At 36.1% G+C, this 14,811-nt stretch carries 12 protein-coding genes; 5 read left to right on the top strand and 7 right to left on the bottom strand.

The window, feature by feature from the left end; translation table 11 throughout:
- Positions 1 to 7: 7 nt before the first annotated feature.
- Genes secB through GQR59_RS00400 form a run of 3 tightly spaced genes read right to left on the bottom strand, consistent with a single transcriptional unit; the run spans position 8 to position 1,194 of the window.
- Positions 8 to 469 carry a protein-export chaperone SecB gene (gene secB / locus GQR59_RS00410; RefSeq protein ID WP_025563746.1) on the bottom strand — a complete coding sequence of 154 codons (462 nt, stop codon included), beginning with the start codon at positions 467 to 469 and terminating at the stop codon, positions 8 to 10.
- 40 nt (positions 470 to 509) lie between these two features.
- A complete protein-coding gene (gene grxC / locus GQR59_RS00405; RefSeq protein ID WP_025563744.1) occupies positions 510 to 758 on the bottom strand; it encodes a glutaredoxin 3 in 249 nt (82 codons plus the stop codon).
- 7 nt (positions 759 to 765) lie between these two features.
- Complete coding sequence (locus GQR59_RS00400; RefSeq protein ID WP_160060216.1) at positions 766 to 1,194, bottom strand: rhodanese-like domain-containing protein; 429 nt, start codon at positions 1,192 to 1,194, stop codon at positions 766 to 768.
- Between the two features lie 212 nt (positions 1,195 to 1,406).
- Here GQR59_RS00400 and gpmM point away from each other — a divergent pair, with 212 nt between their 5' ends.
- The 4 genes from gpmM (at position 1,407) to panM (ending at position 5,750) form a co-directional block, all read left to right on the top strand.
- Positions 1,407 to 2,936, top strand: coding sequence for a 2,3-bisphosphoglycerate-independent phosphoglycerate mutase (gene gpmM / locus GQR59_RS00395; protein WP_160060215.1), 1,530 nt, complete (start codon positions 1,407 to 1,409; stop codon positions 2,934 to 2,936).
- Between the two features lie 282 nt (positions 2,937 to 3,218).
- Positions 3,219 to 4,463: a murein hydrolase activator EnvC family protein gene (locus GQR59_RS00390; RefSeq protein WP_236546609.1), complete on the top strand. Its 1,245-nt coding sequence runs from the start codon at positions 3,219 to 3,221 to the stop codon at positions 4,461 to 4,463.
- Positions 4,464 to 5,303 carry a divergent polysaccharide deacetylase family protein gene (locus GQR59_RS00385; protein WP_160060214.1) on the top strand — a complete coding sequence of 280 codons (840 nt, stop codon included), beginning with the start codon at positions 4,464 to 4,466 and terminating at the stop codon, positions 5,301 to 5,303.
- A gap of 18 nt (positions 5,304 to 5,321) precedes the next feature.
- Positions 5,322 to 5,750 (top strand): aspartate 1-decarboxylase autocleavage activator PanM, encoded by a 429-nt coding sequence (gene panM / locus GQR59_RS00380; RefSeq protein WP_160060213.1) that lies wholly within the window; start codon positions 5,322 to 5,324, stop codon positions 5,748 to 5,750.
- A 79-nt stretch (positions 5,751 to 5,829) separates the two neighbouring features.
- Here panM and GQR59_RS00375 read toward each other — a convergent pair whose 3' ends face one another.
- The 3 genes from GQR59_RS00375 to gpmI all read right to left on the bottom strand — a co-directional run bounded on the left by GQR59_RS00375 (position 5,830) and on the right by gpmI (position 9,503).
- Positions 5,830 to 6,432: a DUF4136 domain-containing protein gene (locus tag GQR59_RS00375; RefSeq protein WP_160060212.1), complete on the bottom strand. Its 603-nt coding sequence runs from the start codon at positions 6,430 to 6,432 to the stop codon at positions 5,830 to 5,832.
- Positions 6,433 to 6,441: 9 nt separating this feature from the next.
- On the bottom strand, positions 6,442 to 7,416 hold the full coding sequence (gene dusA / locus GQR59_RS00370; RefSeq protein ID WP_160060211.1) for a tRNA dihydrouridine(20/20a) synthase DusA: 975 nt from the start codon (positions 7,414 to 7,416) through the stop codon (positions 6,442 to 6,444).
- A gap of 581 nt (positions 7,417 to 7,997) precedes the next feature.
- The gene (gene gpmI, locus GQR59_RS00365) at positions 7,998 to 9,503 is read right to left on the bottom strand and encodes a 2,3-bisphosphoglycerate-independent phosphoglycerate mutase (protein WP_160060210.1); all 1,506 of its coding nucleotides are present in this window, start codon (positions 9,501 to 9,503) and stop codon (positions 7,998 to 8,000) included.
- A gap of 369 nt (positions 9,504 to 9,872) precedes the next feature.
- On the opposite strand from gpmI, the gene GQR59_RS00360 reads away from it, so the two are divergent.
- Entirely contained in the window at positions 9,873 to 10,757 is an 885-nt protein-coding gene (locus tag GQR59_RS00360; protein WP_160060209.1) for a fructose bisphosphate aldolase, read from the top strand.
- A 403-nt stretch (positions 10,758 to 11,160) separates the two neighbouring features.
- On the opposite strand, the gene GQR59_RS00355 is transcribed toward GQR59_RS00360, so the two are convergent.
- Positions 11,161 to 14,748 (bottom strand): restriction endonuclease, encoded by a 3,588-nt coding sequence (locus tag GQR59_RS00355; protein ID WP_160060208.1) that lies wholly within the window; start codon positions 14,746 to 14,748, stop codon positions 11,161 to 11,163.
- Positions 14,749 to 14,811: the final 63 nt, after the last annotated feature.

Below are 14,811 nucleotides of genomic sequence, written 5' to 3'. Positions count from 1 at the left end.
GACTTAATTAAGAGTTTAGTGTTTCTACTTCAGCTTGCTTACTCGCCATTGCTTGCTGGAATAAAGCATCAAAGTTTACTGGCGCTAAGTTTAACTGTGGGAAAGTACCACGAGTTACTAAGCTAGAAACTGCTTCACGAGCATATGGGAATAAGATGTTTGGACAAAATGCATTTAAACAATGAGCAAGTTGTGGACCTTCAAGGTCTGAAACAGAGAAAATACCTGCTTGTTGTACTTCACATAAAAACGCAACTTCACCTTCAACGCTAGCTGTTGCTGTTAATGATAATGTCACTTCGTATACACCTTCTTCTAATTTCTTAGATTGTGTATCGATGTCCATTTTTACTTCTGGAGCCCATTCTTTTTTGAAGATTTCTGGTGAATTAGGACATTCAAAAGAGATATCTTTAACATAAACACGTTGGATGTTGAATTCTACTTGTTTTTCTTGTTGTTCTGGCATGATCTTTCCTTAATCGTTAAAAATATTTAATCGTAGTAAATTAGCTTAATAGTTTATCAAGTTCGTTAGCGCGCTCTAAAGCGTATAACTCGTCACAACCGCCTATCGGCTTATCATTAATGATAATTTGCGGAACCGTTGTGCCACCCGTAATTTTAGTCATATTAGGGCGAAGAGAACGGTCTGATACATCAATTTCTTGATACTCAACTTCTTTGCTGTCTAATAATTGCTTTGCACGCATGCAATATGGGCAATACGGTGTCGTATAAATAGTGATAGTAGCCATAATATAATTACTTCTTAGTTGTTGGTAAGTTTGCAGCCGTCCAGCCACTCATACCTGAAAAAAGATTATTTACTTGCTCAAATCCAGCTTTAGCTAATTTATCGCCTGCGCCGCCTGAACGAGTACCTGTTGCACATACAACTATAATGGGGGTCTGTTTGTCATTTTCAATAGCAGCAAACTTTCCTTCATCAATTTGTGACACAGTTATGTTTTTAGCATTTACAATATGCCCTTTTTTAAACTCTTCAGCAGAACGAACGTCAACAACAACCGCATCTTGTTTGTTAATTAATAACGTCGCTTCCTGAGGATTAATGTTGTTTGTTTTACTTAATTTAGCTTTTACTACACTATGAATTAACATTGCAGCAATCACTACCCAAGCAATCGCAAGCATTGGGTTATTAGTAACAAAATCAATATACTCTTGCATAACTTTTTTCTTCTTCTATAAGGATAAATTCGAATCTGAGTATACCCTGTGGAAAACAGAATATCAGCCTTGAGATTTAGAATAATAAATGAAAATGTCTTTTTTTTGTCTATTTCAACTTGCTTTGATCTCACACTAGGCTTTTTCAGTGACAAGCCGCACAAATGTTGTAAAATCAACAGCAGATAATTTGAACAATAAAGAGGTTTAATATGACAACTCCTAAGAAACCATTAGTACTATTAATTCTAGATGGATGGGGCTACCGTCCTGATATGCCAGATAACGCAGTATCGAATGCAAAAACACCTGTTCTAGACCAACTATGTAAAGATTATGCAAATAGTCTTATTTCAGCTTCGGGCATGGATGTCGGTTTACCAGATGGTCAAATGGGTAATTCAGAAGTGGGCCATACTAATATTGGTGCGGGTCGTACTGTTTACCAAAACCTAACTAAAGTGACTAAATCTATTGCTGACGGCGATTTTTTCGAAAATCCTACCTTTGTTAATGCAATAGATAAAGCAATTGCAGCTGATAAAGCAGTTCACATCATGGGGCTAGCTTCACCAGGTGGCGTTCACTCTCACGATGACCATATCTTAGCCGCAATAGAACTAGCAGCAAAACGTGGCGCTAAAAAAATATTCGTACATGCATTCTTAGATGGTCGCGATACACCACCTCGTAGTGCAGCGGGTACATTAGCTAAATTTGAAGAAAAATATAAAGAAATGGGCGTTGGTCGTACGGCTTCATTAGTCGGTCGTTACTTTGCAATGGATCGTGATAATCGTTGGGATCGTGTTGAGCAAGCTTATAGCCTACTAACAGAAGCAAAATCAGAATACACAGCAGAAAGTGCATTAGACGGTCTTGAAAATGCGTACGCTCGTGATGAAAACGATGAATTTGTTAAAGCGACAGTCATTGGCGAAGCTGCGCCAATGTCAGATGGTGATGCAGTCTTGTTCTTAAACTTCCGTGCAGACCGAGCACGTGAAATTACTTACACATTTACTGATGAAAACTTCAGTGGTTTTGAGCGTGCCGTAACGCCTAAGCTAAATTTTGTAACGTTAACTGAATATGCAGCAAATATCACTGCACCAGCCGCTTACCCAAGTGAAGAATTAACTAACACGCTTGGTGAATGGCTATCTAAAGAAGACAAAACACAGCTACGTATTTCTGAAACTGAAAAATACGCACATGTTACTTTCTTCTTTAACGGCGGTGTTGAAGATGAGTTCCCAGGTGAGCACCGTACTTTAATAAGCTCTCCAGCGGTTGCAACTTATGACCTACAACCAGAAATGAGTTCTGTTGAATTAACAGAGAAACTAGTAAGCGCAATCAAGAGCAGCGAATACGATGTGATCATTTGTAATTACCCGAATGGCGATATGGTTGGCCATACTGGTGTTTATGAAGCAGCAGTTAAAGCATGTGAAGCAGTTGATGCTTGTATTGGTGAAATTGTAGGTGCATTAAAAGAAGTCGGCGGCGAATGTTTAATCACTGCTGACCACGGTAATGCAGAGCAAATGATTGATCCTGAAACAGGTGGCATCCATACCGCGCATACTAACTTACCAGTACCATTTATCTATGTTGGCCGAGAAGCAACAATGGCTGAAGGTGGTCGCTTGTGTGATATCGCACCAACAATGTTATCGCTAATGGACATGAAAATCCCAGAACAGATGACAGGTAAGCCATTAATTACTATTAAGTAATTAACTTATCTTAGGTGCTCTATACATACATGGAGCACCTAAATTTCCCTTTCAAACGAAGATAAATTATTTTCAGCTGACTTTTCACTTAATCACAACAATTTTTTCTTTCATCTAATACAATAGTCCTTTAATCTCAATTATTTTTATCTAACTTTTCTAAAGTTTGTAAGTCATATTTAACATTGCTTAATTGATAACTTAATAATTAACTTACTATAACTAAGTTAATAGATGGTTTAATTCAAAATATTGTTTCCGTTTATAAGGTCGAAAATTACAGTGACATTTAATCTACTTTCTTTCAATAAGCTAGCGCGTGTAAGCCAATTAATCTGTATTTCTTTTCTGATAGCGACTCTTTTTAATACTCAAGTTTCAGCAGCTAACCTGAATAATTTGCAACAGCAAATAAAAGAGAGCAAGCAAACTAAAGCGCAAAAACAAAAACAACAAAGATTACTTGAAGAAGAATTATCTGATAGTGAACAAGCCATTGCTAAAGTGTCTCAACAAGTCAACGAAACCAAAGAAACCATCGAAAAAAAGCGAGCTGCGCTAGTATCGTTAAAAAAGAGCACTGAACAGCTCGAAGAAGATAAAATAAAACAACAATCATTATTACAACAGCAGTTAGTCAGTGCTTATATGACAGGTCAAAATGACCTTATCAAACTAATGCTAAACCAAGAAGATCTAAGCAGAATTGTTCGTGCTAAAAGCTATTATCAATACCTCAATGAAGCACGATTAGAAAGTATAGAATCTTTACATTCCACACAACAAAAACTGCTCAGTAATGAGAAAGAGCAAACAGCAACACTTGCTGCATTAGAAAAAATGTATAAAGACCAAAAAGAAAGGCAAGATACTGTTAACGCTCAAAAGATAAAACGTAATAAAGCATTAAGCTCACTAAGAAAAGATATCAATTATCAAAATCAAAAATTATCAGAACTCGGCAATTCAGAGAAGGCATTACGTGAACGCCTCAAAAAAGCAGCAAAAGAACGCAAGATAAAAGAATTAGCGGCAGCCAAAGCACAAGCAGCTAAAGAACTTGAAGATAAAAAGAAAGCAAAAACAAAGTTTTTATCAAAAGCAAAAGAAAATACATTTTCTAAATTAGCCAGCCAGAAAGGTAAGTTACAATGGCCGATACGCGGCAGTGTTTTACATCGTTTTGGTAGCTCACGCAGTCGCAGCAGCGAAGTAAAATGGAAAGGTATTGCGATAGCCGCTAATGAAGGTGAAAAAGTAAGGGCCGTTGCGACAGGGCGTGTTTTATTTGCAGGTTACTTTAAAGGTTACGGTATGGTGATTGCACTTGATCACAGTGATAACTACATCACTTTATATGGTTACAATCAAACGTTGTTACAAAAAGCCGGTGATGTGGTATTACAAGGTGATGCGATTGCTTTAGCTGGACATAGTGGCGGCCAAGAAAGAACAAGTTTATATTTCGAGTTAAGCCATAAAGGCAAAGCAGAAGATCCATTACGTTGGTTAACGAGAAAAAAATAAGTGCTAAAATTTTTTAATCTATTCAATAAAGCGTTTCTCTGCTTTTGCCTATTTAGTTGTTCTGTTAATACAGCAGTAGCAACACCCATTGGCAAAATTGCCATTATCATTGACGATATGGGCTATAACCGCCATAACCAATCATTTTCTAAACTACCTAACCCTATTACTTTTGCTATTTTGCCATTCACACCCTACTCGCAAAAAATTGCTAACGCGGCTCACCAGCAACATAGAGAAGTCATACTGCACATACCAATGCAAGCTCAATCCCACAATCACTTATTAGGGAAAGGCGCATTAATGGAACAAATGACGAAGCAATATTTTCAACATGTATTAAGCCATGGTTTAGCCGATATTCCTTATGCGATTGGCGTTAATAATCACATGGGCAGTAAACTGACTGAAGAAATCATTCCTATGCAATGGACAATGGAGTTACTGTCTAAACGTGGTTTATTCTTTGTTGATAGTCTAACCACTGCGCACAGTGTGGCACAAAGTAGTGCAGTATCAGCTGGATTACCGTCATTAAGAAGACATATATTTTTAGATAATATTCGCACTTCCGCAGCAATGGACAAACAGTTTCAACAAGCGATTGAGCATAGTCTAAAAGCGCCCTACACCATTCTTATTGGCCACCCTTACCCTGAAACATTGCAGTACTTATCGCAACGTTTAGGTGCGCCAAACAAAGATTTTCAATTGGTTAAATTAAGTCAATTGATCCCAGAAAAACAACGTGTCATGTTAGAAAATAAAAAAGTACAATATCAACAAGAGAAACAATACAACCTGCTTTATCCATTAACAACCACCTCAAAAATTCAATAATATTATAGTGAGTACTGTATGCGATTATCCGTTTTCATTGCCAACACCGTATCAACACAACTGGTTATAGATTTACAAAAGATCTACGCAAATTACCTCCCTGAAGCATCATTAACAGAGCAAGCCCTTGCAGAGCTGATAACCCAATCGTCATCTCGACTTTATATGACGATGTTTAACGAGCGTCATATCGGTGCGGTTAAAGTACAAATAAATGCAACTCAAGCAACGTTATCGCAATTAACAATTAGAGATCTAACTCGTCGTCGTGGTGTAGGTAAAAACCTGTTAAAACAGCTAGAGAAGTCTTTAACGGCAGAAGGCATGACTGATATTGAATACAACTTGAAAGAAGTGGCAGAAGTAGAATTGTTAGCCACTCAAGCGTTTTTATCAGATAGCGGATATCAACTGAATAACCATATCGCGACTAAAAAACTGTTATAAAAAAGCGACAGACCGCCCATAAAAAAACCACACAATTGTGTGGTTTTTATTAACAGTATGATGAATAAGCTATAATGACTTATTGACCCGCTTCAGGAAAATCTTTCAGCATCATATTTAAAATCCCCTGCATCCGAGTTGAACCAGACTCTACTTTATCTTTTTCTAAATCAACGAAACCTTGTACCGCTGAACGCCAGTAAATAGTCTTTTGTTGATTATCTAATACCGTTAATAACAGAGAACCTTTTTCATAACGAGGGTCGCTGGCTTTAGCGCGTCTTAAACCGGGCAATAAACCAAAACGCTCTTGAATAGTTCGATCAGCAATGGCATCTTCTAACGCAAACAAAAAGCCAAAAACTACATTCGCTTGTTTAGGATCTGCTTTATATTCATAGCCTTTAGTACTTAAATAAGCTTTTATTTGATCGCGAATATAGGTTTTAAACTCTTGTTGATTTTGTCCTGCAACACTCGATAAAACTTGATTGTATTCTTCACTCCAACTGTAAGTAGTAAAAGCAGGTAATACCTTAGAAGGTTTACCGCTACTGACAATCATTAAACGCTTCGTTTCAGTCTGTTCTTGTACTTCTTTTACAGGTGTTGTTTGTGTACTACAACCAACAAGGGTAAGTTGCATACCGACTAATACGAATAAAAAATACCATTTTTTCATCTTATTACCTTATTCTTCGTTAACAAATGACGCTGCTTTTTGCATCACTTCAATACCTGAACCTGGTATATGTCCATTTTCACTTAAATGACGTCGCCATGCACGTGCTCCAGGTAACCCTTGAAACAGCCCTAACATATGTCGAGCAACACGATTCAAATGTACACCATCAGTTAACTGAGACTCAATATAAGGGTACATTTTTTCTAATACTTCAAAACGTGTTAAGGGTATTTTATCACAACCAAATAGCTGTTGGTCAACACCACTTAATAAGTATGGGTTCGCATAAATCTCTCTTCCTAACATCACACCATCAACATGCTGCAAGTGAGTTTCACATTCAGAAAGTGTTTTAATGCCACCATTAATCGCAATCGTTAACTCAGGGAAGTCTCGCTTTAACTGATAAACGCGTTCGTAATCTAACGGTGGAACATCACGATTTTGTTTAGGGCTTAAACCACTTAGCCAAGCTTTACGTGCATGCACAATAAACGTATCACAACCTTGCGACTTTACTTTTTCAACAAAGTCACATAAAAACTCATAAGAATCTAAATCATCAATACCAATACGGGTTTTTACTGTAACGGATAAGCCACTAGCATCTTTCATCGCTTTTACAGCATCACCAACTAACGCCCCTTCCGCCATCAAACACGCACCGAAACGTCCATTTTGAACTCGATCTGAAGGACAACCCACGTTTAAATTAATCTCATCAAAACCACGCTCAGCCCCTGCTTTAGCAGCTTGCGCTAAATCTAAGGCTGCAAAGCCACCTAACTGTAATGCGACTGGGTGTTCAGCTGCATCTCGTTGTAAATAATCGCCTTTGCCATATAAAATTGCGCCAGTCGTCACCATTTCAGTATACAAGAGAGTATTTTTACTCATTAAACGATGAAAGTAACGACAATATTGATCAGTCCAATCAAGCATCGGAGCAATAGAGAAACGGTTTGTAGGGAAATTTTGCATAAAACACCAAGATTAAAATGAAAGACGATCAATAAGCCAGATCAGAGTACTAACCCGTCCACATTAAAAATGTGATGACGACTAACCTTCAACTGGCATTTCAAAAGAAGAATTATAACAGAAAATCATTACTTAAAAATGCCATTTAACAACTGTTTAAAGCCATAAAAAATGACCAATACAATCATCAATAAGGAAGGAAAAAGGAGAAAAAGTGCTTCTTGCAATAATAGCTAGCCACATAATTAATAAACTAAAGGATTAAAAACACAGTTAAATAGACAGCCTTACAAAGACATTAAAAACACTTTTATGCGCCAAAAAATGTCAAATAGAACACTTTAATGCGCATAAAAATGTAATAACTTGCTTTTTTATGCGCATTAAAGTGTAACAAAACAAATGATTTGGGATTAAGGTGTAAAAGTGTCGATATGAAAAGATCACGCATAAACAGATTAATTGAGTGGAAAGAAAAGGAAGCACGTAACCTCCTATTAATCGATGGTGCTCGTCAAACAGGTAAAATGAAAAACTAGACGCCATAACTTTTATTTGCGTATTCTTTCATACCAAAATATTTAATATAACAACAAACTGTGGCCGGTCATCACCTCAGGTTTGGGTAAATCGAGTAATTCCAGAATAGTTGGCGCTACGTCAGCAAGGCTACGCCCGATACCCAATTGCACATTTTTTTCTCCGATTAAGAGGCACGGTACCGGGTAGGATGTATGCTGGGTATGTGGCTCCCCTGTTTGTGGATCAACCATTTCATCACAATTCCCGTGATCAGCCGTGAGAAGTATTCGCCAGCCACGTTGTAACGCACTTTGTATAATACGCGAGCTTTGCAGGTCAACGGTTTCAACTGCACTAATGACTGCCGGACGCACCGCTGTGTGACCAACCATATCAGTATTGGCAAAGTTTACTAAAACAAATTGGTATGAATCACTTTCAATGGCAGTAATAACCTCGTTAGCGACTGCAGGGGCACTCATTTCAGGTTTTAAATCGTAAGTAGCAACCGCAGGTGAAGGAATGATTTTACGGGTTTCTCCAGGGAAGGGAGGTTCAACTCCACCGTTGAAAAAATAGGTAACATGCGGGTATTTTTCAGTTTCAGCACAATGGAACTGTTGCATGCCAGCTGCACTGATGATCTGTGCTAGCACTTGTTGTGGTAATTGTGGTTCAAATAAAACTGGAAACGGAAATTGTGCGTCGTATTCAGTCATGCAAACTATTGAACGCCCTCCTTCGTTGGCACGATCAAAATCATTAAATGTCTCTAGACCAATAGCCGCAGCCAACTGACGAATACGATCGCTACGAAAATTGAAGGACAAGACGGCTTCATTCTCAGCAATTCCTTTGTAATCACCAATGATGGTCGGTTGAATAAATTCATCGTTTTCATCGCGCTGGTAAGCCGCTTCTAAGGCATTGCGTGCAGTATCACTCTTTAATCCTTGGCCCGTGACTATAGCTGACCAAGCCTGTTGGGTTCGATCCCACTGATTGGTTCTGTCCATGGCTAAGTAGCGACCGCTTAATGTTGCAATTTTGCCAGATCCCAATTGCTGTAATTTGTCTTCTACTTGTTGGATATACATTTGTGCAGAGCGTGGTGCAGTGTCTCGCCCATCGCTGATCATGTGTATGACGGGTTCGATGCCTGCCTTCACTAGCAATGGTAAAAGTCCACAAAGGTGGTCAATATGAGAATGCACTCCGCCATCTGATACTAAGCCGACTAAATGTAAGCGCGGTGACTGACTAAGCATGGCCTGCCACTTAAGGTTTGAGGACAATTTATCACTGCTAATCGCGTCTGAAATACGTGGCAGTTCTTGTTTCAAAACACGACCAGATCCGAGAGTTAAATGTCCCACTTCTGAATTTCCAAACTGACCATCTGGAAGACCGACAGCTTCTCCTGATGCATTTAATACAGTGTGTGGCCAAGTAGAAAAATAATGGTCAAGATGAGGCGTTTTCGCTAATGCCCAGGCGTTATGAGCTCGACTAGGATTAACGCCTAGGCCGTCTAATATAATTAGTAAAACAGGTGTTTTTTTCATTATTTATGCCTTTATGTATTTTCTGCCTTTGTGTATTTTTCCAGTTTATCTACTCATCGAATTATTTTAAAAATTGAATATTTAGCCATCTTTAATGTGTATTTTACAAATATCTCCATCCAGATTATTCCAATCGTTGCAGATAGTAAATAGGTTATTAATCGACCTATAAATATAGCAGCAACGCCGCAATCGTTGCTGTTTTTATATTGTTGTTAGCATCTGTTCGGGAAGATAAAATAGGAAAACGCTGGCGAACTGTAAAAAGTAATTATGTTGTAAGTTTGATTTGACTATAAGCAAAAATAAGCTCACTTTGAATGATAATAATATTAACGGTTACTGATATTTATTATTTGGAGGTTTTCGATGAATAAAAAACAATTAGAACGAATGAGAACAGGAAAAGGTTTTATCGCTGCACTTGATCAAAGTGGAGGGAGCACCCCAAAAGCGTTAAAAGGCTATGGTATTGAAGAAAGTGAATATCATTCTGAAGAAGAAATGTATGACTTAGTCCAAGCGATGAGAAGTCGAATAATACAAAGCCAATCTTTTACCTCTGAACATATTTTAGCTGCTATATTATTTGAAAAGACAATGGATAGAAAAATAGAGGGGTTGTATACAGGCGATTATTTATGGGATAAAAAAGGCATAGTACCCATTCTAAAAGTAGATAAAGGACTTGCAGAACAAAAGGATGGCGTTCAGTTAATGAAGCCGATGCCAGATTTAGATCGTTTATTAGAAAGAGCGAAGGATAGGAATATCTTTGGAACAAAAATGCGCTCAGTAATACATGAAGCAAATGCAGCTTCTATTAAAAAAATTGTAGAACAACAAATCCAAGTTGGTACACAAATAGCTGCAGCAGGGCTAGTGCCAATTCTTGAGCCAGAAGTAGATATTCATAGTAGTAGCAAAAAAGAAGCTGAAATAATGCTCATTGCTGAAATTGAAAAGCAACTATCGCAATTAGATAACTCAGTTAAAATAATGTTAAAAGTATCTATACCAACGGTTAGTGGTGTTTATAGCACATTAATGAATGATGCTCATATCGTTCGTATTGTCGCTTTATCTGGCGGGTATAGTCGTCAAGAAGCCAATACATTATTAGCAAAAAATCCTAATTTAATTGCAAGCTTTTCACGTGCGCTACTTTCAGATTTATCAGCAAAACAAACACCAGCAGAATTTGATAAATTGTTAGCAACAGCGATTAACGAAATATATAAAGCTTCAGTTTAAAATATCCCGATGTTTTGATGGCTCATCTGCGGTCGTTCATTCTTTATAACTCATTATAACTTGGTGTTTCGCCACATCTCTGTGGCGAGTTTAGCTAGCACGTCTGCTCATAACCCAATACAGTCGTATAATTACTGCCTTAGCTTACTAAAGGCAGTGATTAATTCAGAAAAACTCAATGGAGGGATTTAACCATATTGTTCATTTTAACTTGTTAACTTATTGATATTATTTAATTAAATGAGTGGCTGTCCAATAATTTTTTATTTTTCATTGGATAAGATTCTATCTCTAAATTATATCTAATCACTAAGTCGCTTTCGCCCCAAAGCGAGTTAGAGACCTATAGTTATAGAGCTAAATAGTACTAACACAACTAATTAATGAATTACGTTACTTTCTATTAATTAATATCGTTGCTTTCCAACCAAATTTTATAAATTCTTTCTATACAAAGACTTATAGGCTTAACTCGCTTTTTTTCGAAAATTTCTAATTGTTCTTTCGTTATCAAAGTTAGAAACACATTTATGTACTTTTCAAACATCTGCGCATTAATATGGTCCCAATCATATTCAATAAAGGACTCTAGAAACAAATTTGCTAATCTGTCATCCCATTCGTTTTTGCAAACATGTTCTATTGTCGGGTAGAACATGTAGTGCGATAGGAGTATCAATAAATATTTTTCCATAAATGATATAGGAGAGAAAGCTAAGTCGTTGATAAGCAAGTAGTTAATTGCACTAATTTTTACATCTGGATCGATTATTCTATTAGAGTAATAATTAAGCTTTTCCTTATCAATGGAAGAAAGTATTTTAAGCTTAATGATCTTATTATCGTCTGAGCATTCAGTGTCTATCAATAAGAATTTTATAGCATCTTTTTCGCATAAGTTTATGTCTTCACATTTTTTATCTGATAGAAAATCAAAAATCATATTATATTCAAAGAAAGAACCAATATAATTTTCTCTAGCTATGCTTTCTGGCGATAAATGCCTTAGTTTTTCTGTTATTTTTTTGTTTATTAAACTAAGAGCAAAACTTTTAGACTTATGTTTGTAATAATAATGGATATAATATTGGAATATCCCTTCATATTTACCATTGAGGGATTCGAAATAATCATCTATTTTTTGTTCTAGGGAGCTATCTATAGTTAACTCATCGGAATAAGAAAGATAACATATGGCATTATTGATTTCTTCTGGAATTTTTCTTTCATAAGCGAGTGCTACTATAGGCAAAAAAGATCCAGGTTTTCCATTTCTTGCTAAACTCCATATTAAACGGTTGTAGTAGAAGTCATCTTTAAACCCTAGGCTTTTATAAACGCTTATCAATATTTTTATTTTTTTATCATCTAACTTCGTTTTTTTAATAAAATCAACTAGCTTACCCAATGAATACAAGTGTTCATCTCTCGCTAATTCTTCTTCTTTTTTTTCACTTTGCTCTATAAAGTAATTAAACTCATCATCCACACTGCACTCAATCCCTATTGAAAAAAGGAATTGTTTTGCCCAGTATAAAGTTGATTGCTTTTCAGTTATTATCTTTGAGAGAGCCTCAATGAGAGAGTTATTGTCTATTTGAAAAAGGGCTTTCGCTGCATCGTAAAACTCTTGTTCCTCATCGGTATTTTCTAAAACAGAAATTAGCATATTAATATCAAAACTATCTCCAAATAACGCAAGAGTCCGTAAACTCATGCATAAGGGAGGCCGTTTGTTGTTCAACCATTCTTCAACACGACCTCTAGCAATGTCAGTAATAATTGCAGGAGGAGAATTAAACCATAAATCGTATTCACCTCCAGATATTTTTATTGGAGCTTGTACTTGATGTTCATTTTCACTAATTATTTTAAGCAAAATCTCTCTATCACCATTAAGTGCTAGTGCTCGGAGCCTTTGATAGGGGTGGTGTTGGTCTTGATACCCCTCTTGGGATTTTAGCCTATTGTAGCAACTTTCAGTTCCCAATATTCCTAACGCAGAAATGGCATTGCTTCTTGTAAGAACTTTGCTACATTGCTCAAGGTTTAAAAGTCTATTTTGGATTTCATTTGTGTAACTTCCTTGAAATTTATTTGCAATCTTTGCTCCTAGGCAAATATCAAAATTGAACACTGTATTTAAATAATCTTCTCTATCTTCATTAACTATGAAATTACTGCAATATAACCAAATATCGTAATGTGAATTGATAAATGTAGATTTATATTTACGCCATTTTCTAGAAAGTAATTTAGAAGACAAGTAGTCAGATATTATTGCGTGTGGGGTTGTGTAATAGCCATCAGTATTTTGATATAAAATTTCATAATGATGCACCATAGAGATGAACTCATGAAGGTCCAATAGCCTTGTTAAGTGCCCCTTGTAAGAAGCTAATTCATCATAAGACTCTTCTATTAATTCTATGAAAGTGTCTTCAGATATTGATGTAATATTTTTCTCAAAGCTAGCTTTATAAAGAATTAATGAGAAGGCCTCTTCAATTTTACTAACTGGAACTCTATTTAATTTTATAGTTACATCTGTAACCCTTTTTTTATCGCTTTTTATTTTATTTGATATCCAATCTTCAATAACATCTTCTATACTTTTAGGTAAGCTGTTATTTATCTTGTAATAATCTATAGATAATGACAAAACAAAAGGGGATGAAAGGAAGTTATAGCCAATAGTACTAAGTTTGTTTCTGTATTCAGAATAGAAACCTAATAGCTCATCGCCTTTAAATATATCACTAGCGATGTTAAAAGCACTTCTATACGATAATGGTTGAATTGAGAAGCAAGCATGAATAGATTTAGAACTTGTCTCAACGCCTATCCCAGTATCTCTCACTGTAAGAATATAGTTATGCCCCCCTACCGTAGAAGCAAGATTGTCATAGAATGCTTGTGTATCATGCTGCAACATTTCATCAAGCCCATCAAAAAGAAAAATGAACTTAAATGGTAGGCTTTTCCATGATCCATAAGTTATTCCTAGTTCATGCTCTATCATGTTATTTAATGTGTTTCTTGAATAACTTCTCAGCTTTATTTTAACAGGGATATACTCTACGTCACTTTGAATGCATACTAACTTTTTTTCAATTATCGATAGCGAGCTTGACTTTCCACTGCCTCCTGGAGAAGATAAAACGATACACTTACTTTGCTTTAACAACGATATTATTGCATCTATTGAAAAAACAGAATCTCCATATCTCTCTAGTTTAATTTCACTTTTTAAGTTGTTCGGTAATAGTGATTGGTTATAGTACAAAGGAGCTAATTTTACTTCTTCTTCCAATTTTTTATTTAGATATACATTGAGATTAAAGTCGGGCGTTGGTTTATCTTTTAATACAGCCTCGATTGAAAAGTTTTTTTCTAATACATCATGTAAACTACTCCATATGCAGAGCAATTCATTTTGAAAATCCACACCAGACCATACTAATAATTGATCTAAAGAATCTATATATTTTTTTACGGCACTTATTGGATCAATACTATTATTCTTTACCTTCTGTAATAGTGCAGGCTGGAATCTTTCGTTTTCTATTATTTTTTTACATTCGTCTTTAAGTGATAAATAGTTATCTTGACGAAGTATTTGACGTAAAGTTCCAGATACGGTTCCTGAAGTTATTATATAATGTTGTTTAACCGTTGATCTATTTAAGATCCCCTCTAAAGCAACTTTAATAACCTCTTCTGCAACTGTTTTTTTCTGTAATGTTGTGTTGTATCGTTTACACTGGATACAAATTAGTTCATTGCTTCCTTTTGTCTTAGCTGTGCAATCAAAGCCTTGATCGCCAGAAGGTTGCCGACCACTTTGCATTTCAAATCGTTTTGATTTACCTAATAGTGATAACGCTTGGTAGACGAAGTCTTCAAAAGAATCAGGAGAAAGGTCACATATAGGAAGTGGAAAGCCCCGATGAAGAGTGGGTTTAATTGCTGATTCTATATTTTGCGTCATAAGTTCAGTTCAATCTTAATAATTAGAATAATAAAAGATTAAAACATATCATATATCGAGTTT

This window comes from Psychromonas sp. L1A2, assembly GCF_009828855.1.
Classification (GTDB): domain Bacteria; phylum Pseudomonadota; class Gammaproteobacteria; order Enterobacterales; family Psychromonadaceae; genus Psychromonas.
The sequence above is the reverse complement of the archived record's forward strand: the minus strand, read 5'-3'. Positions and strand labels throughout refer to the sequence as shown.

Coding starts and splice junctions, on each gene's coding strand:
- grxC (WP_025563744.1), bottom strand. CDS start 758: ATGGCTACTATCACTATTTATACGACACCGTATTGCCCATATTGCATG.
- gpmM (WP_160060215.1), top strand. CDS start 1,407: ATGACAACTCCTAAGAAACCATTAGTACTATTAATTCTAGATGGATGG.
- secB (WP_025563746.1), bottom strand. CDS start 469: ATGCCAGAACAACAAGAAAAACAAGTAGAATTCAACATCCAACGTGTT.
- dusA (WP_160060211.1), bottom strand. CDS start 7,416: ATGCAAAATTTCCCTACAAACCGTTTCTCTATTGCTCCGATGCTTGAT.
- gpmI (WP_160060210.1), bottom strand. CDS start 9,503: ATGAAAAAAACACCTGTTTTACTAATTATATTAGACGGCCTAGGCGTT.
- GQR59_RS00355 (WP_160060208.1), bottom strand. CDS start 14,748: ATGACGCAAAATATAGAATCAGCAATTAAACCCACTCTTCATCGGGGC.
- panM (WP_160060213.1), top strand. CDS start 5,322: ATGCGATTATCCGTTTTCATTGCCAACACCGTATCAACACAACTGGTT.
- GQR59_RS00375 (WP_160060212.1), bottom strand. CDS start 6,432: ATGAAAAAATGGTATTTTTTATTCGTATTAGTCGGTATGCAACTTACC.
- GQR59_RS00400 (WP_160060216.1), bottom strand. CDS start 1,194: ATGCAAGAGTATATTGATTTTGTTACTAATAACCCAATGCTTGCGATT.
- GQR59_RS00360 (WP_160060209.1), top strand. CDS start 9,873: ATGAATAAAAAACAATTAGAACGAATGAGAACAGGAAAAGGTTTTATC.